The organism is Streptomyces sp. CC0208 (genome assembly GCF_003443735.1).
Classification (GTDB): domain Bacteria; phylum Actinomycetota; class Actinomycetes; order Streptomycetales; family Streptomycetaceae; genus Streptomyces; species Streptomyces sviceus.
The window spans coordinates 2,979,075-3,001,056 of sequence record NZ_CP031969.1 but is presented as its reverse complement, the minus strand read 5'-3'; the positions used below and the strand labels follow the sequence as shown (position 1 = coordinate 3,001,056).

Sequence of the window (21,982 nt, the reverse complement as noted above, 5' to 3'; positions counted from 1 at the left end):
GGCACGTATGTGCGGACGGTATGCAGCCAGTCGTGGGCCCGAGGATCTCGCGGGAATCTTTGAGATCGAGACGTGGGAACCCGAGGAATCCCTGGAGCCCGACTACAACGTGGCCCCGACCAAGGAGGTCTACGCCGTCCTTGACCGTCCTCTTAAGGACGTGTCCGACCCGCGACCGGTTCGGCAGCTGCGGAAGCTGAAGTGGGGCCTGGTCCCGAGCTGGTCGAAGACTCCCGAGGGCGCGGCCCGGATGATCAACGCGCGCGCGGAGACCGTGCACGAGAAGCCGTCGTACAAGAGGGCCTTCGCCACCCGCCGCTGCGTCATCCCCGCCGACGGCTACTACGAGTGGGTCACCGGCGTCGGCGAGCGGGAGCTGGAGGTCGAGGGCAGGAAGAAGCGGCCGCGCAAGCAGCCCTACTTCGTGCTGCCCGCCGACGGTTCGGTGTTCGCGATGGCCGGGCTGTACGAGTTCTGGCGGGACAAGACCCTGCCCGACGACCACCCGCAGGCCTGGTGGGCGACCTGCTCCGTGATCACCACCGAGGCGGAGACCGGCCCGCTGGCCGTGTCCCCGGCTGAGGGCCCACGCTCCCTCGCCGACATCCACCCCCGGATGCCGCTGATGCTGACCCCGGACCGCTGGGACACCTGGCTCGACCCGTCCCGCACCGACCTCCACGACCTGCGCTCCCTGCTCGCGCCGCCGCCCGAGGGGCTGATGCGGGCCTACCCGGTCTCCACCGCCGTCAGCAACGTCCGCAACAACGGACCGGAACTGCTGAAGGAGCTGGAGGGGCCCGAGGAGGGCACACTCTTCTAGCCTTCTGGTGTGAAGACCGAGATCATCAGCACCGGGGCCGGGGACGCCCGCATCACCTGGCACCCGGCGAAGAAGCCACGGCTCGTGCTGGCCGTCAGCCATGGCGCCGGCGGCGGCATCGAGGCGCGGGACCTCCAGGCGCTCGCCCGGGTGCTCCCCGGCCACGGAGCGAGCGTGGCGCTGGTCGAGCAGCCCTGGCGGGTGGCATGCAAGAAGCTCGCCCCCGCACCGAAGACGCTGGACGTGGGATGGCGGGGCCTGTGGCCCGCTCTCGTGAAGCCCGGCCTCCCGGTGGTCTCCGGAGGGCGCAGCGCGGGAGCCCGCGTCGCCTGCCGTACGGCCGTGGAACTGGGCGCCGCCGCGGTGCTCGCCCTGAGCTTCCCGCTGCACCCGCCGGGCAGGCCGGAGAAGTCGCGCGCCGACGAGTTGCTCGGATCCGGGGTGCCCACCCTGGTCGTACAGGGCGGCAACGACCCGTTCGGAAAGCCCGGCGAATTCCCGGACGGATCGTTCGAACTGGTCGAGGTGCCCTACGGCGATCACGGCTTCGCCGTACCGAAGCGGGCGGAGATCACCCAGGACGAGGCCGTGACGGTCATCACGGACGCGGTCGTGAAGTGGGTCGGGTCACTGAGGTAAAAGCCAGGGAATGCTGAGTCGTGAACCTCTGTTGAGACGGTCAGAAGCGCTGAGGAACAGCGCAGACCGTCGTAGGAGAGGAAGTCAGCCGCATGGGTTCGACCTTCTGCCCGAGCCGTAGCAGCCGCGCTGACCTGGACTGGACGGTGCTGCATGCGGCCAAGACCACCCCTATTCGAGGGGCGGCCGGGACGGGTAGTCGTCTATCCTCCAATTCCGGTGGCACCGGTTTCGTTGCTGCCCGGAATCTTGAGGAGGTGGGTCCGGTCACTGGGATCGACGCTGGGACCGACAACGGCCAGGCGGAGCAGCCCGAGGGCCAGGGCGCGAGCACGGAGTCGACTGCGGAGCGCACCGCGCGCTTCGAGCGGGACGCGCTCGAATTCCTCGACCAGATGTACTCGGCCGCGCTGCGCATGACGCGCAACCCGGCCGACGCCGAGGACCTGGTGCAGGAGACGTACGCCAAGGCGTACGCGTCCTTCCACCAGTTCCGCGAGGGGACCAACCTCAAGGCGTGGCTGTACCGGATCCTCACCAACACGTTCATCAACTCGTACCGCAAGAAGCAGCGCGAACCCCAGCGCTCCGCGGCCGAGGAGATCGAGGACTGGCAGCTCGCGCGTGCCGAGTCGCACATGTCGACCGGTCTGCGCTCCGCCGAGTCGCAGGCCCTCGACCACCTGCCCGACTCGGACGTGAAGGAAGCGCTGCAGGCGATCCCCGAGGAATTCCGCATCGCCGTCTACCTCGCTGACGTAGAGGGCTTTGCGTACAAGGAGATCGCGGACATCATGGGGACACCCATCGGTACGGTGATGTCCCGCCTGCACCGCGGTCGCCGTCAACTGCGCGGCATGTTGGAGGACTACGCGCGTGAGCGCGGGCTCGTGCCGGCCGGTGCCGGGGAGTCGAACGAAGCGAAAGGCTCGGGCTCATGAGCTGCGGAGAGCCGCACGAGACGGACTGCAGTGAGGTACTCGATCATCTCTACGAGTTCCTCGACAGCGAGATGCCGGACGTCGATCGCGCCAAGTTCAAGCAGCACTTCAGCGAGTGCTCGCCGTGTCTGGAGAAGTACGGCCTCGAAGAGGCCGTGAAGAAGCTGGTCAAGCGGTGCTGCGGTCATGACGACGTGCCCAGCGACCTGCGCTCCAAGGTCCTCGGGCGGCTCGATCTGATCCGTTCGGGACAGACCGTGCCCGAGCACGACGTGACGGCCTCGCCGGTGACTCCGCAGGAGTCCTGACCACCGGTCGCCGTTCACTCGAACGTGCTAATCAGCAGGTGATCACCCCGCGCCGCCTCCCCTCACCGTCCTACGCTCCTGGCAGCTGTGCGGACTGGGCTGGAGGGGCGACATGGAGGCGGTACCGGCACGCGCGCGTGCGTACGTCGCCTGCGTCGCCGTAGCCGCACTGCTCTGTCTGCTGCCGCTGCCGGCCGTCCGCACCCCCTGGTGGGCGCTCGCCCTGCTCGCCGCGCTGTCCGCCGGATGCGAGCAGGCCGCCGCCCGGTGGCGGTTCGCCGGCACCTTCTATCCCGTCCTGCTCGCCGGCGCCTTTCTGCTGCCGCCCCCGGCCGCCGCCCTCGTGGCGCTGCCGGGGGCACTGCTGTCCCCGGTCGAGCGGCGCCCGCGTGGCCTGCGCCGGCTCTGGCGGGCCGCGCAGCTCGCGGTGAGCGTGTGGGCGGCCGCACGGGTGCACGGGGCGATGGGCGGCCCGGACGCGGTCGAATCCTCCGACTTCCCGTACGCGCTGGCCCCGGCCGGGGTCGCGGTGCTCGTCTTCTGCCTGGTGCTGAGCCTGCTGGACGGAGGAATCCTGGCCCTCGCCGAGCGGATTCCCGTACGGCGGTCCTGGCGCGGACTGTTTCTGCGCTCCCTCGCTCCCGTCGCCGTGCACGGGCTGGCCGGACTCATGATGGCCGTGCTGTGGCGCAGTCCCTACGGTCCCGTCGCCGCGTTGCTCGTGCTGCTGCCGATGTGTGTGTCGGGGTGGGTGTTCGCGCAGTACCACCGGGAGCGGGCCGCCCACCAGGCCACCATCCGGGCGCTGGTGCAGGCCGTCGACATCAAGGACGAGTACACGCGCGGGCACAGCGAGCGGGTCGGACAGGCGTCGATGATGATCGCGCGGGAGCTCGGCATGGACGACGCCCGCATCGAGGTGCTGCGGTTCGCCGGGATCCTGCACGACGTGGGGAAGCTCGGGGTGCCGACGCGGCTGCTCAGGAAGGACGGCCCGCTGACGCCGGAGGAGCGGCGGGTCATCGAGCTGCATCCCGAGTACGGGCACGAGATGGTCCGGGGCATCTCCTTCCTCGGGGAGGCCAGGGCCGCCGTCCTGCACCACCACGAACGACTGGACGGGAGCGGGTACCCGTACGGACTCAGGGGCGGCCAGATTCCGGAGTCGGCACGGGTGGTGGCCGTGGCCGACGCCTTCGACGCCATGACGTCCACCCGCTCCTACCGGCGCGCCCGGCCCGTCGGGACCGCGCTGGAGGAGCTGGAGCGGTGCGCGGGCAGCCAGTTCGACCCGCGGATGGTGACGGCCCTCGTCCGCGCCCTGTCCCGGCACGGCTGGCATCCGGCGGTGACCGCGGACGAGGCGGACGAGGTGGACGAGGCTGGTGTGCCACATCCCCGACCGACCAGCGCGGGGCGGCCGGGGGTACGCCGGTGAGCGCGCCCAGGACGCTCCGCCGGCCGCCGCTCCTCACCCTCGTCCATACCTGCGCCGCCCTCCTCGCCCTCGGCTCCCTCGCCTCCGTCCTGTGGACCGGTCTCGAGGAGCGCGGCACCGCCCTCGCCTTCGGCATGCTGATCACCGTCGGTGAACTCAACCGGCGCAGCGGCCCCCACGTCAGGGAGGCCGCCCCGCTCGGTGCCGCCGGGGCGCTGTCGTACGCCCTGCTCGGCGAGAACGCCAGCACGCCCACGCAGCACGGCGCAGCCCAGGTCGTCACCGTCGTCCTCGCCGCCTCCCTCGTCGGCAGCGTGCCGCACGTCGGACGCGGCCAGGGCCCCACCGCCGACCAGCTCGCCCGCCGTGTCCTCACCGTCGGGTTCGCCGCCGTGTGCTTCCAACCCCTCTACAACCAGGGCACGTTCACACAGTGGGACGGACCCGCCTACGCCCTGCTCCTGCTCGCCCTGCTCTCGCTGACCGCGCTGTGCGACGCCGTGCTCGCGGCCGCCCTCGCGCACTCCCGCACCCGCTGGCCCTTCGGCCCGCTGCTCCGGGACGAGCTGCGTGCCCTGCTCGGCATCGGGTCCGCCGTCGTCGCCACCGGGGCCGTGATGGCGCTCGCGGTGGCCGTCGCGGGACTGTGGGCGCTGCCCGTCTTCTCGGTGCCGCTGCTGCTCACCCAGCTCTCCGTCCGCCGGTACGCCGCCGTCCGCTGCACCTACCGGCAGACCATCGCCTCCCTCGCCCGCGCCACCGAGATCGCCGGGTACACGCCCGCCGGGCACGCCCGCAGGGTCGCCGCGCTCAGCCGGGAGGTCGGGCGCGACCTGGGGATGTCCCGGCCCGAGCTCACCGTCCTGGAATACGCCGCCCTCATGCACGACATCGGTCAGCTGAGCCTCGTCGACCCGGTCCCCGCGGGAGCCACCGCCGCCCTGCCCCTCGCCGAGCAGCGCCGCATCGCGCTGCTCGGCGGGGCCGTCGTACGGCAGACGGGCGTCGACGCGGCCGTCGCCGTGGTCGTGGAGCGGCAGGCCGACCCCTGCCGGGAGCAGCCGCTCGCGGCGCGGATCGTGCGGGCCGTCAACGCCTACGAGGAGAAGGCGCGGGACGCCGGACCGGGCGGGCCATTGACGGCGCTCGAGGAGCTGCGCCTGGGCACCGCGGGGGACTACGCTCCGGAGGTCGTGGAAGCGCTGGCCCGGGTACTGTCGAGAGACTGTCTGACCTCGCCCGTGACGGGGTAACCCATGGGTAATGAGCGCCCTTCCAAGCGCACGTGGTTGGATGCGAGAGAGAGGGTGTCCGGGGGCACAGCCAGCCCACTCGACGGAACCGGCAGGCGGGAATCGTGAGGATCTTCGGCAAGGGACGGCACCGGCCCTCCGCCTCCTGGCGGCAGGCCACGGACCGCGCGTTCACGCTGATCGGCGACGGTCGGTACGAGGACGCGGGCGCGCTGCTGACACGTGCCGCGGACCTGGAGCCGTGGCTGTCCGAGTCCTGGTTCAACCTCGCCCTCCTGCACAAGTTCCGGCACGACTGGGAGCAGGCGCGGGCCGCCGGGCTGCGTGCCGTGGCGCTGCTCGACCGGGAGACCGGGGCACCCGACTGGTGGAACGTCGGCATCGCCGCGACCGCGCTCCAGGACTGGCCGCTGGCCCGGCGGGCCTGGCAGGCGTACGGACTGCGGGTGCCGGGAGGGGCGACCGCGGCGGGTGAGCCGCTCGGCATGGACCTCGGCAGCGCGGCCGTACGGCTGTCTCCCGAGGGCGAGGCCGAGGTGGTCTGGGGGCGGCGGCTCGACCCGGCCCGTATCGAGGTGCTGTCCATCCCGCTGCCGTCCTCCGGGCGGCGCTGGGGCGAGGTCGTGCTGCACGACGGGGTGCCGCACGGCGAGCGGACCACGGCGTCCGGGCACGCGTATCCCGTCTTCGACGAGATCGAGCTGTGGGCGCCGTCGCCGGTGCCGACCTGGGTGGTGTTGCTGGAGGCCGCCACCGAGGCCGACCGGGACGCGCTGGAGCAGCTGGCGGCCGACGCCGGGTTCGCGGCGGAGGACTGGTCGTCGTCGGTGCGGCTGCTGTGCCGGATGTGCTCCGAGTCGCGGATGCCGTCCGACGAAGGCGACGGGGAGCACCTGGACCCGCACGATCACAGCGAGCCGGGGCATCCCGGGCCACTGGGGCACCGTACGGACGGGCAGCTGTGGGTGCCGGAGCGGGAGTGCGGGGTGGCTGCGCCGGCTTCGCTGGTCCGGGGGTTGTTGGACGGGTGGGTGGCCGACAGCCCCGACTCCCGGGACTGGCGTGATCTCGAAGAGGTCTGCTGACACATCGCCGTACTCTTGAGCACCGAATCCCAGTTTTCCAGGAAGGCATAAGTCGGTCATGGCCCAGCAGGACACCGATCAGCAGCACGCGGGCGTGCTCCCCGTCGACGACGAGGGGTTCGTCATCGACACCGAGGACACCGAGGAGCGGGAGAACGCCTGGCGTGAGCGCGGCACCTCGCGGCCCATCACCGTCGTCGGGAACCCCGTGCTGCACAAGGAGTGCAAGGACGTCACCGAGTTCGGTGAGGAGCTCGACCAGCTGGTCGCGGACATGTTCGCCAGCCAGCGCACCGCCGAGGGTGTCGGCCTCGCCGCCAACCAGATCGGCGTCGACCTGAAGGTCTTCGTGTACGACTGCCAGGACGACGAGGGCCGGCGGCACGTGGGTGTCGTCTGCAACCCGAAGCTCGTGGACCTGCCCGCCGACCGGCGCCAGCTGGACGAGAGCAACGAGGGCTGTCTGTCGGTGCCCACCGCGTACGCCCCGCTCGCCCGCCCCGACTACGCCGAGGTCACCGGGCAGGACGAGAAGGGCAACCCGATCAAGGTCCGCGGTACCGGCTACTTCGCCCGGTGTCTGCAGCACGAGACCGACCACCTGTACGGCTACCTCTACATCGACCGGCTCTCCAAGCGTGAACGCAAGGACGCGCTGCGGCAGATGGCCGAGAACGAGCCCCGCTACCCCGTGGTCGCCAACGACTGACGTCCCACAACCCCCGTACGCACGGCGCCTGTTCAGGAATCACTCCCCGAACAGGCGCCGTTCGCGTGTGCGTCGCACGTTCGATCGGATCCGCTCACTTAGTGATCCGGTCTGCGTCACACATGGGGAGAATCTCGACACCGGGGGGGAGTGAATGAAGCAAATCCGTTCCCAGAATGGTCAGTTGTGGTGCTGAATGGGAAGTGCGGGGATACGCAACGGCGCACGCCTGGTTCAGCGGCAGGGGCGTGCGCCAACTGGCGGCTGGAAGGGGTTTGTTCGTGCCTGCTTTCCCACACAGCACCACATCGACGCCGACGGCGATCGCGGTTCCACCGTCGCTCTCTCTCCCGGTGATCGAGGCAGCGTTTCCCAGGCAACTGCACCCGTATTGGCCCAGGCTCCAGGAGAAGACACGCACCTGGCTTCTGGAAAAACGGCTCATGCCGGCGGACAAGGTGGCCGAATATGCCGACGGACTGTGCTACACGGACCTGATGGCGGGGTACTACCTCGGCGCCCCCGACGAGGTCCTCCAGGCGATAGCGGACTACAGCGCGTGGTTCTTCGTCTGGGACGACCGGCACGACCGTGACATCGTCCACCGCCGTCCGGGCGCGTGGCGGCGGCTGAGGTTCCGTTTGCACGCGGCGCTCGACTCCCCGCGGGATCATCTGCGCCACGAGGATCCGCTGGTCGCCGCCTTCGCCGACTGCATGGTGCGGCTGTACTCGTTCCTGCCGCAGAGCTGGAACACCCGGTTCGCCGGGCACTTCCACGAGGTGATCGAGGCCTACGACCGCGAATTCCGCAATCGCACCAAGGGAATCATTCCCACGGTCGAGGAATACCTGGCCCTGCGCCGCCTCACCTTCGCGCACTGGATCTGGACGGATCTGCTGGAGCCCAGTGCGGGATGCGAACTCCCGGACGGGGTGAGGAAAAACCCTGCGTTCCAACGGGCGGCCCTGCTCAGCCAGGAATTCGCCGCCTGGTACAACGACCTCTGCTCGCTCCCCAAGGAAATCGCGGGAGACGAGGTCCACAATCTCGGCATCAGTCTCATCAAGCACCAGGGGCTGACCCTCGAAGAGGCGATCCGGGAAATGCGGCGGCTGATCGGGAAATGCGTGGACGCATTCCTCGTGGCCGAGGACGACGCCCTCCGTTTCGCCGACGGTCTCGACGACGGCACCGTGCGGGGAAAGGAACTGAGCACCGCCGTCCGGGCCTGTGTCCGCAATATGCGCAACTGGTTCAGCGCCGTCTACTGGTTCCACCACGAGTCCGGCCGTTACATGGTCGACAGCTGGGACGACCGGTCCACGCCCCCGTACGTCAACAACGAAGCGGCAGGTGAGAAATGACCGTCGAATCCGTGAAAACCGAAGCCACGGTGGCTCCCGAGTCGGGTGAGCCGCCGCTCGCGGGCGGGGGCGTCCCCGTCCTCGGCCACGGCCTGCGTCTGGCCCGTGATCCCCTGAGCTTCCTGTCCGGCCTGCGGCGCCACGGCGAGGTCGTCCGCCTCCGGCTCGGCCCCAAGACGGTGTACGCGCCCACCACCCCGGAACTGACCGGAGCCGTGGCCCTCAACCCCGACTTCATCATCGCCGGGCCGCTGTGGGAGTCCCTGGAGGGCCTGGTCGGCAAGGAGGGCGTGGCCACCGCCAACGGCCCGCAGCACCGGCGTCAACGGCGCATCATCCAGCCCGCGTTCCGGCTCGACGCGATACCGGCGTACGGCCCGGTCATGGAGGAGGAGGCACAGGCGCTGGCCGAGCGCTGGCAGCCCGGCGAGACGGTCGACGCCACCCTGGAGTCCTTCCGGGTCGCCGTGCGCATCGCGGCCCGCTGTCTGCTGCGCGGCGCCTACATGGACGAGCGCGCCGAACGGCTGTGTGTCGCGCTCACGACCGTCTTCCGGGGGATGTACCGGCGGATGGTGATACCCGCGGGCCCGCTGTACAGGCTGCCGCTGCCGGCCAACCTCGCATTCAACCGCGCGTTGGCCGATCTGCATCGGGTGGTCGACGAGATCGTCGCCGAACGACGGGCATCTGGTCAAAAGCCGGACGATTTGCTGACGGCATTGCTGGCGGCGAAGGACGCGAATGGCGACCCCATCGGGGAACAGGAGATCCACGACCAGGTCGTCGCGATACTGACCCCCGGCGGCGAAACCGTCGCGTCCACGATCATGTGGCTGCTTCAGGTGCTCGCCGAACACCCCGAACACGCGGACAAGGTGTGCGCGGAAGTCGAATCGGTCACCGGTGGCCGTCCTGTGGCATTCGAGGACGTACGGTCACTCAGGTACACGAACTATGTGGTGGTCGAGACCATGCGTTTGTGGCCCGCGGTATGGATATTGACGCGGCGGGCGGTACGGGACACCGAACTCGGTGGCTATCGCATTCCGGCCGGAGCCGACATCGTCTACAGCCCGTACGCGATCCAGCGCGACGCGAAGTCCTTCGACGACAGCGCGGTGTTCGACCCCCTGCGCTGGAGTCCCGAGCGGGCCAAAGCGGTTCCGAAACACGCCATGAGCCCGTTCAGCACCGGCAACCGGAAGTGCCCGAGCGACCACTTCTCGATGGCCCAGCTGACGCTGCTCACGGCGGCGCTGGCCCGGAAGTACCGCTTCGAGCAGGTGGCCGGCTCGGACGACACCCCCCGGCCCGGCATCACCCTGCGGCCGAACCGGCTCCTGGTGCGGCCCGTGTCCCGGTGACGGGTCAGGCGGCGGCCTCCGGACCCTGGAAGGTGCGCCGGTAGGCGTTCGGGGTGGTGCCCACCGCGCGCAGGAACTGGTGACGCAGCGCGGCCGCGGTGCCGAACCCGGCACGGCCCGCGATCGCGTCCACCGTCTCGTCCGTCGCCTCCAGCAGCCGCTGGGCCAGCAGCACACGCTGACGCAGGATCCAGCGGTAGGGAGTCGTCCCCGTCTCCTGCTGGAAGCGGCGGGCGAAGGTGCGCGGGGACATGTGCGCCCGCTCGGCGAGCTGCTCGACGGTGACCTCCTCGTCGAGGTGCTGCTCCATCCACACGAGCACCTCGCCGACGGTGTCGCACTTCGACCGGGGCAGCGGCCGCTCGATGTACTGCGCCTGTCCGCCGTCCCGGTGCGGCGGTACGACCATCCGCCGGGCGATCTTGTTGGCGACCTCGGGGCCCTGCTCCTTGCGCACGATGTGCAGACAGGCGTCGATGCCGGCGGCGGTGCCCGCTGAGGTGATCACCGGGTCCTCGTCGACGTACAGGACGTCCGGCTCGACCGTCAGCCGCGGATATGTGAGCGCCAGTTCCTCCGCGTGGTGCCAGTGCACGGTGCAGCGCCGGCCGTCGAGCAGTCCGGCCGCGGCGAGCACGAAGACGCCGGAGCACACGCTGAGCACCCGGGCCCCGCGGTCGACCCCGTCGCGCAGGGCTTCCAGCAGCTCGGGCGGGAAGTCCCGCGTCTCGTAGCGGGCGCAGGCCGGCACGGCGATCAGGTCGGCCGTCTCCAGCCGCTCCAGGCCGTGCTCGACATGCAGGGCGAAGCCGGACCGCGAGGTCAGCCTGGGGCCCTCGGCCGAGGCGACCGCGAAGTCGTACACCGGCAGCCCGTCATCGCTGCGGTCGCTCCCGAAGACCTCGCAGACGACTCCGAGCTCGAAGGGGTTCACACCGTCCAGGACGACGGCGACCACGTTCTTCAGCATGCTGCCAGTGTGCCTCACTGCTGGCAGTAAATCGAGGGTGTGCGGCAGTCCTGCCACTGTTTGTCAGGAGTCAACGGCGCGAGAGTAGTGACATGACTTCAGCACAGACAGAAGGACTGATCGCCATGCTGACTGTTTTCGCCATCCTCGTCCTCTTGATCCTCCCGTCGGTGGTCGGGATCGTGCACGACAAGCGCGTCGACCGTCAGATCAGGAAGGCGCGCGAGTACCGGACCGCACACGGGGTCACTCGAACGGTCTAATCTCTCCTGGATCAACAGGGGAGGAACATGAGACACAGACTGTGGGCCGTGGCAGGCGGGGCGGCAGCCCTGGCCCTGCTCACGGCCACCGGAGCCCATGCCGAGGGCGAGGGTGACATCAGGGTCACCAAGACCGTCGTGAACAAGGGCGGCAACGTCATCGTCGGTACGGCGCAGACCGTCACGTTCCCGATAGCGGTCACCATCAAGGACGACTCGGGTGCCAAGAAGATCACGCATCTCAGCACGTTCAACAAGTCCAACGGCTACGGCTTCTTCAGCTGGAATCACGATTCGTCCTGCGTGAGGAAGACCTCGACGACGTCGGTGTGCACGGGCACGATGACGGTCGACCCCGCCTGGATCGCCGACAGCGACGACATCGACAGCAACAGGGTTGCCGGTGTCTGGGTGGTGGCAGCCACCGTCAACGCCAACGACGGTGACTACTGGATCTACGACGACATCGCCGAGTACAAGGTCAAGCGCGCCGCGCAGCTCACCACGGACGCGTCCCCCGAACCCGTCGCCAAGGGCGCCCAGCTCACCGTCAAGGGCAAGCTCTCCCGGGCCAACTGGGAGGACCTGAAGTACCACGGCTACCCGGGCCAGACGGTCAGGCTCCAGTTCCGCGCGGCCGGGGCCGCCCACTACGGCACGGTCAAGACCGTGAAGACGGACAACCTGGGCCGGCTCAGCACCAAGGTGACCGCCACAGCGGCGGGCAGCTGGCGCTGGTACTTCCCCGGCACCACGACGACCTCGCTCAAGGTCTCGGCCGGGGACGCGGTCGCCCTCAGGTGACCACCACGGTGACCCGCCACTCCTGAATGCCCTTGCAGGAGACGCCGCCGGTCCCGGTGGCGCACAGCGGACGCTGTGAACTCAGCCGCACCTGTCCCGCCGAGACCGCCTTGTACGCGGAACTCGCGTCACCGGGCAGCAGGACGATCCCGCTGTTGGTGGGCTCCAGTCCGGCGCCCTCGGCGGTGACCGGCTTCCAGGGGCGGCTCTTCGTCCCGTCCAGCGAGATGCGGAGGGTGTCGCCCACCGCGAGGCAGACCGTGCTGCCGCTGTCGTCGGCGTCCAGCTGCGAGGCGGACGTGCAGTCCGGCGACGGCGACGCGGACGGTGACGACGAGGGCGGGGACGACGACGAGGGCGGCGGCGACACGGTGTCGCCGCCGCCCCCTTCGCTTCCGGCCTCGGTCCCGCACCCCGCGAGCAGCAGGGTCAGTGCCGCGAGGGCGAGGGCGGTGCGGTGGGTCGTAGGGCGCATGGGGTGGCCTCCTCGTCGATGAGACGTGCCACACGCATACCCGGATCCACCGACTTTTGACGGAGGCCCGTCAGAAGGCGGAACCCGGTCAGAAGTCCTCGTCCAGGTCGACCGTGCCCTCCACCGCCACCTGGTACGCGGACGGACGCCGCTCGAAGAAGTTGGTCAGCTCCTGGACACCCTGCAGCTCCATGAAGGAGAACGGGTTCTCCGAGCCGTACACCGGCGCGAAGCCGAGCCGCGTCAGGCGCTGGTCGGCGACACACTCCAGGTACTGGCGCATCGACTCGGTGTTCATCCCGGGCAGCCCGTCGCCGCACAGGTCGCGCGCGAACTGGAGCTCCGCCTCCACGGCCTCCGCCAGCATGTCGGTGACCTGCTGCTGGAGCCGGTCGTCGAACAGCTCCGGCTCCTCCTTGCGGACGGTGTCGACCACGTCGAAGGCGAAGGACATGTGCATGGTCTCGTCGCGGAACACCCAGTTGGTGCCGGTGGCGAGGCCGTGCAGCAGACCCCGGCTGCGGAACCAGTAGACGTACGCGAAGGCACCGTAGAAGAACAGGCCCTCGATGCACGCGGCGAAGCAGATCAGGTTGAGCAGGAAGCGGCGGCGGTCGGCCTGGGACTCCAGGCGGTCCAGCTTCTCGACCTCGTTGATCCACCGGAAGCAGAACTCGGCCTTCTCGCGGATGGAGGGGATGTTCTCGACGGCGTCGAAGGCCGCCGCCCGGTCCTGCGGATCGGGAAGGTAGGTGTCCAGGAGCGTCAGATAGAACTGGACGTGCACGGCCTCCTCGAAGAGCTGCCTGCTCAGGTACAGGCGCGCCTCGGGGGAGTTGATGTGCTTGTAGAGGGTCAGCACCAGGTTGTTCGCCACGATCGAGTCGCCCGTCGCGAAGAACGCGACCAGCCGTCCGATCAGGTGCTGCTCGGCGGGGCTGAGCTTCGCGAGGTCGGTGACGTCCGAGTGGAGGTCGACCTCCTCGACGGTCCAGGTGTTCTTGATGGCGTCCCGGTAGCGCTCGTAGAAGTCCGGGTAGCGCATCGGGCGGAGGGTCAGCTCGAAGCCCGGGTCGAGAAGGTTCTTGGCTTCGCTGGTCATTACTGGCAGGCCTCGCAGGACTCGGGGTTTTCCAGGGAGCAGGCGACCGCGTCTTCGGGGGCCGGCTGCTGGACGGGGACCGTCGCCTGTGCGGCGCGGGCGATACGGGTCGCCGGGCGCGAGCGCAGGTAGTACGTCGTCTTCAGCCCGGACTTCCAGGCGTACGCGTACATCGAGGAGAGCTTGCCGATCGTCGGCGTCTCCAGGAAGAGGTTCAGGGACTGGGCCTGGTCGAGGAACGGGGTCCGCGCCGCCGCCATGTCGATCAGACCGCGCTGCGGGATCTCCCACGCCGTGCGGTACAACGCCCGTACGTCCTCCGGGATCCACGCGAAGCCCTGCACCGAGCCGTTCGCTTCCCGCAGCGCCTCACGGGTGCGGGCGTCCCACACGCCGAGCTTCTTCAACTCGGCCACCAGGTACGAGTTGACCTGGAGGAACTCGCCCGACAGCGTCTCGCGCTTGAAGAGGTTGGAGACCTGCGGCTCGATGCACTCGTACACACCCGCGATCGAGGCGATGGTGGCGGTCGGCGCGATGGCCAGCAGGAGGCTGTTGCGCAGCCCCGTGACGGCCATGCGCTCGCGCAGTGCCGCCCAGCGCTCGGGCCAGGCGAGGTCGGTGGCGTAGTGGTCCGGGTGCAGCACGCCCTGCGCCGTACGGGTCTTCTCCCAGGCCGGCAGCGGGCCGCTGCGCTCGGCGAGGTCGGCGGAGGCCTCGTAGGCGGCGAGCATGATGCGCTCGGCGATCCGCGTGGACAGTGCCCTGGCCTCGGGGGAGTCGAAGGGCAGGCGCAGCTTGAAGAAGACGTCCTGGAGGCCCATCGCGCCGAGCCCGACGGGACGCCACTTGGCGTTGGACCGCCCGGCCTGCTCGGTCGGGTAGAAGTTGATGTCGACGACCCGGTCGAGGAAGGTCACGGCGGTGCGGACGGTGGCGTCCAGCCGCTCCCAGTCGATGTCGCCGCTCGTCGTGTCGACGAACGCGCCGAGGTTCACGGACCCCAGGTTGCAGACCGCGGTCTCCCCGTCGTCCGTGACCTCCAGGATCTCCGTGCAGAGGTTGGAGGAGTGCACGGTGTGGCCGGGCAGCGCCGTCTGGTTGGCCGTGCGGTTGGCGGCGTCCTTGAAGGTCATCCAGCCGTTGCCGGTCTGCGCGAGGGTGCGCATCATGCGGCCGTAGAGGTCACGGGCCGGGATGGTCCTGCGCGCGAGACCCTCCGCCTCGGCCTTGCGATAGGCCGCGTCGAACTCCTCGCCCCACAGGTCGACCAGCTCGGGCACGTCGGCGGGCGAGAAGAGGGACCATTCGGCGTCCGCGTTCACCCGGCGCATGAACTCGTCCGGCACCCAGTGCGCGAGATTCAGGTTGTGCGTACGGCGGGCGTCCTCACCGGTGTTGTCCCTGAGCTCCAGGAACTCCTCGATGTCGGAGTGCCAGGTCTCCAGGTAGACCGCGGCCGCGCCCTTGCGCCGGCCGCCCTGGTTCACGGCGGCGACCGAGGCGTCGAGGGTCTTCAGGAACGGCACGATGCCGTTGGAGTGCCCGTTGGTGCCGCGGATCAGCGAACCGCGCGAGCGGATGCGGGAGTACGAGATGCCGATGCCACCGGCGTGCTTCGAGAGGTTGGCGACCTGGTGGTAGCGGTCGTAGATGGAGTCGAGCTCGTCCTTCGGGGAGTCGAGGAGGTAGCAGGACGACATCTGGGGGTGCCGGGTGCCGGAGTTGAAGAGGGTGGGGGAGGAGGGGAGGTAGTCGAGACGGCTCATGAGCCGGTAGAGCGCGGCGACTTCGTCCAGGGCGTGGGCGCCCGTTTCTGAATCGAGCACAGTGTCGTCGGCGAGGCCGGACGCCACTCGGAGCATGAAGTGCTGGGGTGTCTCGATGACCTTGCGGGTGATCGGGTGCCGCAGGAGGTAGCGGCTGTACAGGGTGCGCAGCCCGAAGTAGCCGAAGCGGTCGTCGGCCTCGGTGTCGACCAGCGCGTCGAGCCGCTCGGCGTGGACCCGCACGAACTCGGCGGTCCGGTCGGCGATGAGGCCTTCGCGGTGGCCGACGGCGACCGACCCGGTGAACGAGGTGACGCCCTGCGAGGCGGCCTCGGCGGCGATGGAGACGGTCAGCAGCCGGGCGGCCAGCCTGCTGTACGCGGGGTCCTCGGAGATGAGGCCGGCCGCCGCCTCGGTGGCCAGCTCGCGCAACTCCGCGATCATCTCGGCGGAGGCCCCCCGAGCGGACCGGCCGCGCAGCGCGGCGGCGGCGACCCGGCCGGGGTCGGCGTCGGGGAGGTCGGCGGTCAGCGCGGTCAGGGTCCGCAGCAACGCGGCTCCGGGACCGTCCTCGTCCACCGGGGTGGTCGCTGAAGCCGGGTCGGCTGGCGCGATGGTCACGTGGGGCTCTCCCTCGCTGGGCACGGGGGCCTTGCGGAGGGCAGGGGGCAGCACACGAGCGCGCACGGCGCCGCGTCCACCGGCCCATTCCACGAGGCCCGGACGTCATGACACCCGGGCCGGTATGGCACGGGCGTGCTGTCGACAGGTCCTCGGACTGACGCTCATATGCGCTCAAGCACGCATGAGTACACCGTTGCGGGACAGTTCCGGATTCGCACCGGATTCCCCTGCGACGACAGCGAGCATGAGCATACATCTTGTGCCGGGTGAGAGAAGCAGGCCCATATGTTGTGTCGCGGTGACTTCAGAGCGTCAACTTGTAGGTGAGAAGCGTGAAGTCGTCACCCGGTATCGGGTTCCAGTCGCGCTCGGGGACGCGGACGAATCCGAGGCGCTCGTAGATGCGGTGGGCGCTGTGCATCGTGGGCTGGGTGCACAGGACGACGTCGGTGGCTGTGGCGGTCGCGCGGTCGATGCAGGCCTGGACGAGGGCTTGCCCCACGCCTTGGCCGCGGGCCTCGTGGGCCACGGCGAGCATGCGGATCTCGGCCTCTCCGGGGCGCGCGAGTTCGGCCAGGGAGCCGCCGGACGGGACGTAGGTGACTCCGCCGAGGATGCGGTCGTCCGCCGCGGCGACCAGTACGTCGGCCTCCGCGGCCCGCTTGGCCACGTTCTTGAGTTCCTGGAAGTACCAGTCGTCTTCGTCGCCGAACGCCAGGAGGCCGTCGTTCAGGTAAGCCCTTGCCGTGATGTCGCCGAGGGTTGCGTAGTCGGTGGGTTCGGCGGGGCGGATCAGGAAGTCCATGCGGTGAGTGTGCACGACGGGTGCGGCAACGGGCCGCCGGACGAGAACTCCGACGGCCCGCGCACACCATGACTAGTGGGTCACACCCGCGGTGGCCGGCGGGAGTTCCACCTCGACCCCCGGGTCGCCCGCGTCCGCCGTGTAGTCCTCCGGGCTGGTCTCGTCCACGCCGTCGGGGGCCTTCAGAGCCTTCAGCAGGAAGGTCAGGACCACCGTGAACACGACGTTGAGCACGAACGCCGTCAGGCCGATGTAGCCGATCTCGCCGATGCCCGGGATCTCCTTCGCCGAGCCGCCGAAGTGCTTCTGGGTCGGGGAGGCGACGCCGTAGGCGGCGACCGTGCCGTAGATCATGCCGACCGCCCAGCCGGCGAGCAGGGCCCAGCGGTGGAACCAGCGGGTGAACAGGCCGCCGACCAGGGCCGGGAAGGTCTGCAGGATCCAGATGCCGCCCAGGAGCTGGAAGTTGATGGCGACCGTCTTGTCCATGGTGAGGACGAAGACCAGGGCGCCGACCTTCACCAGGAGCGAGACCAGCTTGGAGACCTTGGTCTCCTGCGCCGGGGTCGCGTCCGGCTTGATGAAGTCCTTGTAGATGTTGCGGGTGAAGAGGTTCGCGGCCGCGATCGACATGATGGCCGCCGGCACCAGGGCGCCGATGCCGATCGCCGCGAAGGCCACGCCCGCGAACCAGTCCGGGAACATCTTCTCGAACAGCTGCGGGATCGCCAGCTGCGGGTTGGCGACCTCGACCCCGGCCGCGATCGCCATGAAGCCGAGCAGCGCGAGCAGGCCCAGCATCAGTGAGTACAGCGGCAGGATCGTGGTGTTGCGGCGGATCACCTCACGGCTGCGGGAGGAGAGCGTCGCGGTGATCGAGTGCGGGTACATGAAGAGCGCCAGCGCGGAGCCCAACGCCAGGGTGGCGTACGTCCATTGGCCCGCCTCCTGCGGGACCAGGCCGCCCACGCCCTTGTCCGTGTACTTCTTGGTCGCCGCGCCGAAGACGTCGTCGAACCCGCCCAGCTTGATCGGGATGTAGATGATCGCCACCGCGATGACGATGTAGATCAGCGTGTCCTTCACGAACGCGATCAGCGCGGGGGCGCGCAGGCCCGAGGAGTAGGTGTAGGCCGCGAGGACACCGAACGCGATCAGCAGCGGGAGGTCCTTGACGAACCAGTTGGTGTTCTCGCCGCCGCCGACGCCCATGACGTCCAGGACGGCCTGGATGCCGACCAGTTGGAGCGCGATGTACGGCATGGTCGCGAGGATGCCGGTGACCGCCACGGCCAGCGACAGGCTCTTGGAGCCGAAGCGTCCGCGCACGAAGTCCGAGGTCGTCACGTACCCGTGCTTGTGGGAGACCGACCACAGACGGGGCAGGAACGTGAAGATCAGCGGGTAGACCAGGATGGTGTACGGCACCGCGAAGAACCCGGCCGCGCCCGCCGCGTAGATCGCCGCGGGCACCGCGACGAAGGTGTACGCCGTGTAGAGGTCGCCGCCGAGCAGGAACCAGGTGACCCAGGTGCCGAACGACCGGCCGCCCAGGCCCCATTCGTCGAGGCTGTGCTCGTTCTCGGCCTTGCGCCAGCGTGCGGCCAGGAAGCCCATGACGGTGACGGCCAGGAAGAAGAGGATGAAGACGGTGAGAGCCACGCCGTTGACGCCGTCGTTCACTTGGTACCTCCACGACGGGCGCGCTGGTCACGCTGCCAGAGCTGGTACGCGGTCATCGTCAGCGCGGTGGAGATCAGCACCCACAGCATCTGGTACCAGTAGAAGAACGGGATGCCGATGAACGTGGGGTCGGTCTTGGCGTACGAGCCGACCCACAGCATCGCCACGAACGGGGCGAGCAGGCAGAGGGCGATGACCACCCGCACCGGTGTCACCGCCGGTGGTCTCACTTCAGGTGTGTCCGACATTCCGCGGCTCCGTCCCCTCGCTGATCACCTGTAACGCGCAGGCAATGTAGGTCACGGTGTCAGGTGAGCGGAAGACCTCGTCCGCATATCGGTATGTCGATTCTGTGAAGCATCGGCATCAGTATCAACAGCAGCATCAGCAGCAGCGGAATCCCTGGCGGGGATCGCCTTCCTGACGGTCCGTCCGCATGCGTTCGAACGCCTTCCGCGTCGGCACCGGCGCCCGCGGGTGGTCCTTGCGCACATGGGCGACATAGCGGTCGTACGCCGATTCGTCGGTCAGCTCGCGGACGTACCAGCGCACGGCCCTAAACGCCCGTCGGAGCGACCTCATCGCGCGCCACCTCCTTCTCCGCGCGGGTCGGGATCAGCCCGGCCGGGGCCAGGATCCTCGACTCGACGTACGGCGCCTCGCTGAGCGAGGACAGCGCGGGACGGCGGACGTGCCGGACGCAGACCCGCAGGGCGTCGGCGATCACCACCACGATCAGCAGGGCGAGGACGGCGGTGAGGATGCCGTCGACCGTGGAGTTGGTGACCACGGTGTGCATGTCGTCCATGCTCTTGGCGGGCGGCAGGACCTTGCCGTCGTCGATGGCGTCCTGGAACACGGACCGCTGCTTGAAGAAGCCGACCTTGGGGTCGTCGGAGAACACCTTCTGGAAGCTGGCGGTGAGGGTCACGGTCGCGTCCCAGGCGAGCGGGATCCCGGTGATCCAGGCCCACTTGAGGCGCCCCGACTTCACCAGCAGGGTGGTGCAGACGGCCAGGGCGACCGCGGCGAGCAGCTGGTTGGAGATACCGAAGATCGGGAAGAGCTGGTTGATCCCGCCGAGGGGCTCGTGGACGCCCACCCACAGGAAGTAGCCCCACAGCGCGCACACGATCCCGCTGGTGATGACCAGGCCGGGCTTCCAGCTGATGTCCTTGAAGGGCTTCACGAGGTTGCCCAGCATGTCCTGGAGCATGAACCGGCCCACGCGCGTCCCGGCGTCCAGCGCGGTCAGGATGAACAGCGCCTCGAACATGATCGCGAAGTGGTACCAGAAGGCGCGGAGGCTCCCGCCGGTGACCTTGGAGAAGATCTCCGAGACGCCGACAGCGAGGGTCGGGGCGCCGCCGGTACGGGAGAGCAGGCTCGCCTCCTCGACGTTCTTCGCCGCCTGGGCGAGGTCGGCGGGGGAGACGGAGTAGCCCCAACCCGTCACCACCTGCGAGGCGTTGTCCACCGTCGTCCCGATGACCCCGGCGGGTGCGTTCATCGCGAAGTACAGCCCCGGGTCGATGATGCTCGCCGCGACCAGCGCCATGATCGCGACCGACGACTCCATCAGCATGGAGCCGTAGCCGATCATCCGGATCTGCGTCTCCTTCTGGATCAGCTTCGGCGTCGTACCGCTGGAGATCAGCGCGTGGAACCCGCTCAACGCCCCGCAGGCGATGGTGATGAAGACGAACGGGAACAGCGACCCCGCGAACACCGGACCGTCCCCGCGCGAGGCGAAGTCCGTCACCGGGTCCATCTTCAGTGTCGGCAGCGTGACGACGACCCCGAGGGCGAGCAGGGCGATCGTGCCGATCTTCATGAAGGTGGAGAGGTAGTCGCGGGGGGCCAGGAGCATCCACACGGGCAGGATCGAGGCGATGAAGCCGTAAGCCACCAGCCAGACCACCAGCGTCGAGGGCGCCAGGGTGAAGGCGCCGGCCCACGAGGACTCGGCGACCCAGCGGCCCGCGACCAGCGCGAGCAGCAGCAGTCCGACGCCGACGAGGGAGACCTCGGCGACCCGGCCGGGGCGCAGCACGCGCAGGTAGAAGCCCATCAGCAGGGCGATCGGGATCGTCATCGCGATGGAGAAGGTGCCCCACGGGGAGGCCGCGAGAGCGTTGACGATGACCAGGGCCAGCACCCCGAGCAGGATGATCATGATGGCGAAGGCGGCGATCAGCGCGGCCGCGCCGCCGAACGGGCCGATCTCCTCGCGGGCCATCTGCCCGAGCGAACGGCCGTCCCTGCGTGTGGAGAAGAACAGCACCACCATGTCCTGGACCGCGCCCGCGAAGATGACGCCGGCGATGATCCAGACCGTGCCGGGGAGATAGCCCATCTGCGCGGCCAGTACCGGGCCGACGAGTGGACCGGCGCCCGCGATCGCGGCGAAGTGGTGGCCGAGCAGGACGCGGCGGTCGGTGGGGTGGAAGTCGATGCCGTTGTCGAGGCGTTCGGCCGGGGTGGCCCTGGTCGCGTCGACCTTCAGGACCTTGTACGCGATGAACTTCGCGTAGAAGCGGTAGCCGATCGCGTACGACCCGAGGGCCGCCGCGACCATCCAGGCGGCGGAGACGTCCTCGCCCCGGGCGAGCGCGAGCACGGACCAGCCGGCGGCGCCGACCAGGGCGACGAGGGTCCAGATGACGATGGTTCGGACGTTCGCGGTACGCACGGGGCGGTCCTCCCGTCCAGACGGAGTCGGGAGGACCGTAGAGCAGGAAGCGTGGTTGCGCTACAGGGCGTGCATCAGTCGACGGGCCGCTTGAGGCGGGCCACGAACTTGTACCGGTCGCCCCGGTACACCGAGCGCACCCACTCCACCGGTTCGCCCGTCTTGTCGAACGAGTGGCGGGACAGCATCAGCATCGGCAGGCCCACGTCGGTGCCGAGCAGGCCGGCCTCGCGCGGGGTGGCCAGGGAGGTCTCGATGGTCTCCTCGGCCTCGGCGAGGTGGACGTCGTAGACCTCGGCGAGCGCCGTGTAGAGGGAGGTGTACTTGACGAGCGACCTGCGCAGGGCAGGGAAGCGCTTGGCGGAGAGGTGGGTCGTCTCGATGGCCATCGGCTCGGCGTTCGCCATGCGCAGGCGCTCGATGCGCAGCACCCGGCCGCCGGCGGTGATGTCGAGGAGCTCGGCGAGCCGGTCGTCGGCGGTGATGTAGCCGATGTCGAGCAGCTGCGAGGTGGGTTCGAGGCCCTGGGCGCGCATGTCCTCGGTGTAGGAGGTGAGTTGCAGCGCCTGGGAGACCTTCGGCTTGGCGACGAAGGTGCCCTTGCCCTGGATGCGCTCCAGACGCCCCTCGACGACCAGTTCCTGAAGGGCCTGGCGCACGGTGGTGCGGGAGGTGTCGAACTCGGCGGCGAGCGTGCGCTCGGGCGGTACCGGGGTGCCGGGCGACTGGGTCTCCGTCATGTCGAGCAGGTGCTTCTTCAGGCGGTAGTACTTGGGCACGCGCGCGGTACGGACCCCTGTCCCGCCCTCGGTCTCCGCACTGCTGACGTCGCTGCTCATGGTCTGCCTTCCCGGCTCCGGATGCG

22 protein-coding genes and 1 riboswitch are annotated in these 21,982 nt (G+C 69.4%); of the genes, 12 read left to right on the top strand and 10 right to left on the bottom strand.

Features of this window, described 5'->3' with window-relative positions; genetic code table 11:
• Nucleotides 1-7: 7 nt before the first annotated feature.
• The 10 genes from D1369_RS13490 to D1369_RS13445 all read left to right on the top strand — a co-directional run bounded on the left by D1369_RS13490 (nt 8) and on the right by D1369_RS13445 (nt 9,930).
• Nucleotides 8-823, top strand: coding sequence for an SOS response-associated peptidase (locus D1369_RS13490; RefSeq protein ID WP_037901390.1), 816 nt, complete (start codon nt 8-10; stop codon nt 821-823).
• A gap of 9 nt (nt 824-832) precedes the next feature.
• The gene (locus tag D1369_RS13485) at nt 833-1,462 is read left to right on the top strand and encodes an alpha/beta family hydrolase (protein WP_007384595.1); all 630 of its coding nucleotides are present in this window, start codon (nt 833-835) and stop codon (nt 1,460-1,462) included.
• 257 nt (nt 1,463-1,719) lie between these two features.
• Nucleotides 1,720-2,403, top strand: coding sequence for an RNA polymerase sigma factor SigR (sigR, locus tag D1369_RS13480; RefSeq protein ID WP_007384596.1), 684 nt, complete (start codon nt 1,720-1,722; stop codon nt 2,401-2,403).
• The gene (rsrA, locus tag D1369_RS13475; RefSeq protein WP_007384597.1) at nt 2,400-2,711 is read left to right on the top strand and encodes a mycothiol system anti-sigma-R factor; all 312 of its coding nucleotides are present in this window, start codon (nt 2,400-2,402) and stop codon (nt 2,709-2,711) included. Before sigR ends, rsrA begins: the two co-directional genes overlap by 4 nt.
• Before the next feature lie 112 nt (nt 2,712-2,823).
• Nucleotides 2,824-4,149 (top strand): HD-GYP domain-containing protein, encoded by a 1,326-nt coding sequence (locus tag D1369_RS13470; protein ID WP_037901391.1) that lies wholly within the window; start codon nt 2,824-2,826, stop codon nt 4,147-4,149.
• A complete protein-coding gene (locus D1369_RS13465; RefSeq protein ID WP_007384599.1) occupies nt 4,146-5,402 on the top strand; it encodes an HD domain-containing protein in 1,257 nt (418 codons plus the stop codon). The genes D1369_RS13470 and D1369_RS13465 overlap by 4 nt, the downstream gene beginning before the upstream one ends.
• A gap of 104 nt (nt 5,403-5,506) precedes the next feature.
• Nucleotides 5,507-6,487: a hypothetical protein gene (locus D1369_RS13460; protein WP_118082460.1), complete on the top strand. Its 981-nt coding sequence runs from the start codon at nt 5,507-5,509 to the stop codon at nt 6,485-6,487.
• Between the two features lie 58 nt (nt 6,488-6,545).
• Nucleotides 6,546-7,196 carry a peptide deformylase gene (gene def, locus D1369_RS13455; protein WP_007384600.1) on the top strand — a complete coding sequence of 217 codons (651 nt, stop codon included), beginning with the start codon at nt 6,546-6,548 and terminating at the stop codon, nt 7,194-7,196.
• Between the two features lie 281 nt (nt 7,197-7,477).
• Complete coding sequence (gene cyc1 / locus D1369_RS13450) at nt 7,478-8,563, top strand: epi-isozizaene synthase (protein WP_007384601.1); 1,086 nt, start codon at nt 7,478-7,480, stop codon at nt 8,561-8,563.
• A complete protein-coding gene (locus tag D1369_RS13445; protein ID WP_007384602.1) occupies nt 8,560-9,930 on the top strand; it encodes a cytochrome P450 in 1,371 nt (456 codons plus the stop codon). The genes cyc1 and D1369_RS13445 overlap by 4 nt, the downstream gene beginning before the upstream one ends.
• Before the next feature lie 4 nt (nt 9,931-9,934).
• On the opposite strand, the gene D1369_RS13440 is transcribed toward D1369_RS13445, so the two are convergent.
• Nucleotides 9,935-10,900 carry a helix-turn-helix domain-containing protein gene (locus D1369_RS13440; protein WP_037901394.1) on the bottom strand — a complete coding sequence of 322 codons (966 nt, stop codon included), beginning with the start codon at nt 10,898-10,900 and terminating at the stop codon, nt 9,935-9,937.
• Between the two features lie 92 nt (nt 10,901-10,992).
• Here D1369_RS13440 and D1369_RS42885 point away from each other — a divergent pair, with 92 nt between their 5' ends.
• Both D1369_RS42885 and D1369_RS13435 read left to right on the top strand, forming a co-directional pair.
• Entirely contained in the window at nt 10,993-11,163 is a 171-nt protein-coding gene (locus tag D1369_RS42885; protein WP_158680160.1) for a hypothetical protein, read from the top strand.
• A 27-nt stretch (nt 11,164-11,190) separates the two neighbouring features.
• Nucleotides 11,191-11,967, top strand: a complete 777-nt coding sequence (locus tag D1369_RS13435) for a hypothetical protein (protein WP_202477085.1) — start codon at nt 11,191-11,193, stop codon at nt 11,965-11,967.
• Here the strand turns inward: D1369_RS13435 and D1369_RS13430 are convergent.
• The 9 genes from D1369_RS13430 to D1369_RS13390 form a co-directional block, all read right to left on the bottom strand.
• Nucleotides 11,960-12,442: a hypothetical protein gene (locus tag D1369_RS13430; protein WP_118082459.1), complete on the bottom strand. Its 483-nt coding sequence runs from the start codon at nt 12,440-12,442 to the stop codon at nt 11,960-11,962. The genes D1369_RS13435 and D1369_RS13430 overlap by 8 nt on opposite strands.
• Before the next feature lie 88 nt (nt 12,443-12,530).
• Complete coding sequence (locus tag D1369_RS13425; protein ID WP_037901398.1) at nt 12,531-13,544, bottom strand: ribonucleotide-diphosphate reductase subunit beta; 1,014 nt, start codon at nt 13,542-13,544, stop codon at nt 12,531-12,533.
• Nucleotides 13,544-15,934, bottom strand: coding sequence for a ribonucleoside-diphosphate reductase subunit alpha (locus D1369_RS13420; RefSeq protein WP_007384608.1), 2,391 nt, complete (start codon nt 15,932-15,934; stop codon nt 13,544-13,546). The genes D1369_RS13425 and D1369_RS13420 overlap by 1 nt, the downstream gene beginning before the upstream one ends.
• Before the next feature lie 147 nt (nt 15,935-16,081).
• Nucleotides 16,082-16,164: riboswitch (cobalamin riboswitch) on the bottom strand.
• Between the two features lie 77 nt (nt 16,165-16,241).
• Nucleotides 16,242-16,742, bottom strand: a complete 501-nt coding sequence (locus D1369_RS13415) for a GNAT family N-acetyltransferase (RefSeq protein ID WP_037901399.1) — start codon at nt 16,740-16,742, stop codon at nt 16,242-16,244.
• A 72-nt stretch (nt 16,743-16,814) separates the two neighbouring features.
• A complete protein-coding gene (locus D1369_RS13410) occupies nt 16,815-18,425 on the bottom strand; it encodes a sodium:solute symporter family protein (RefSeq protein WP_007384610.1) in 1,611 nt (536 codons plus the stop codon).
• Nucleotides 18,422-18,673 (bottom strand): DUF3311 domain-containing protein, encoded by a 252-nt coding sequence (locus D1369_RS13405; protein WP_007384611.1) that lies wholly within the window; start codon nt 18,671-18,673, stop codon nt 18,422-18,424. Before D1369_RS13405 ends, D1369_RS13410 begins: the two co-directional genes overlap by 4 nt.
• A 136-nt stretch (nt 18,674-18,809) precedes the next feature.
• Nucleotides 18,810-19,007: a YbdD/YjiX family protein gene (locus D1369_RS13400; protein WP_007384612.1), complete on the bottom strand. Its 198-nt coding sequence runs from the start codon at nt 19,005-19,007 to the stop codon at nt 18,810-18,812.
• On the bottom strand, nt 18,982-21,117 hold the full coding sequence (locus D1369_RS13395; RefSeq protein ID WP_007384613.1) for a carbon starvation CstA family protein: 2,136 nt from the start codon (nt 21,115-21,117) through the stop codon (nt 18,982-18,984). The genes D1369_RS13400 and D1369_RS13395 overlap by 26 nt, the downstream gene beginning before the upstream one ends.
• 74 nt (nt 21,118-21,191) lie before the next feature.
• Nucleotides 21,192-21,956, bottom strand: a complete 765-nt coding sequence (locus tag D1369_RS13390) for a GntR family transcriptional regulator (protein WP_007384614.1) — start codon at nt 21,954-21,956, stop codon at nt 21,192-21,194.
• Nucleotides 21,957-21,982: the final 26 nt, after the last annotated feature.

Coding starts and splice junctions, on each gene's coding strand:
- D1369_RS13490 (WP_037901390.1), top strand. CDS start 8: ATGTGCGGACGGTATGCAGCCAGTCGTGGGCCCGAGGATCTCGCGGGA.
- rsrA (WP_007384597.1), top strand. CDS start 2,400: ATGAGCTGCGGAGAGCCGCACGAGACGGACTGCAGTGAGGTACTCGAT.
- D1369_RS13470 (WP_037901391.1), top strand. CDS start 2,824: ATGGAGGCGGTACCGGCACGCGCGCGTGCGTACGTCGCCTGCGTCGCC.
- def (WP_007384600.1), top strand. CDS start 6,546: ATGGCCCAGCAGGACACCGATCAGCAGCACGCGGGCGTGCTCCCCGTC.
- D1369_RS13445 (WP_007384602.1), top strand. CDS start 8,560: ATGACCGTCGAATCCGTGAAAACCGAAGCCACGGTGGCTCCCGAGTCG.
- D1369_RS13440 (WP_037901394.1), bottom strand. CDS start 10,900: ATGCTGAAGAACGTGGTCGCCGTCGTCCTGGACGGTGTGAACCCCTTC.
- D1369_RS42885 (WP_158680160.1), top strand. CDS start 10,993: ATGACTTCAGCACAGACAGAAGGACTGATCGCCATGCTGACTGTTTTC.
- D1369_RS13435 (WP_202477085.1), top strand. CDS start 11,191: ATGAGACACAGACTGTGGGCCGTGGCAGGCGGGGCGGCAGCCCTGGCC.
- D1369_RS13430 (WP_118082459.1), bottom strand. CDS start 12,442: ATGCGCCCTACGACCCACCGCACCGCCCTCGCCCTCGCGGCACTGACC.
- D1369_RS13425 (WP_037901398.1), bottom strand. CDS start 13,544: ATGACCAGCGAAGCCAAGAACCTTCTCGACCCGGGCTTCGAGCTGACC.
- D1369_RS13415 (WP_037901399.1), bottom strand. CDS start 16,742: ATGGACTTCCTGATCCGCCCCGCCGAACCCACCGACTACGCAACCCTC.
- D1369_RS13405 (WP_007384611.1), bottom strand. CDS start 18,673: ATGTCGGACACACCTGAAGTGAGACCACCGGCGGTGACACCGGTGCGG.
- D1369_RS13400 (WP_007384612.1), bottom strand. CDS start 19,007: ATGAGGTCGCTCCGACGGGCGTTTAGGGCCGTGCGCTGGTACGTCCGC.
- D1369_RS13390 (WP_007384614.1), bottom strand. CDS start 21,956: ATGAGCAGCGACGTCAGCAGTGCGGAGACCGAGGGCGGGACAGGGGTC.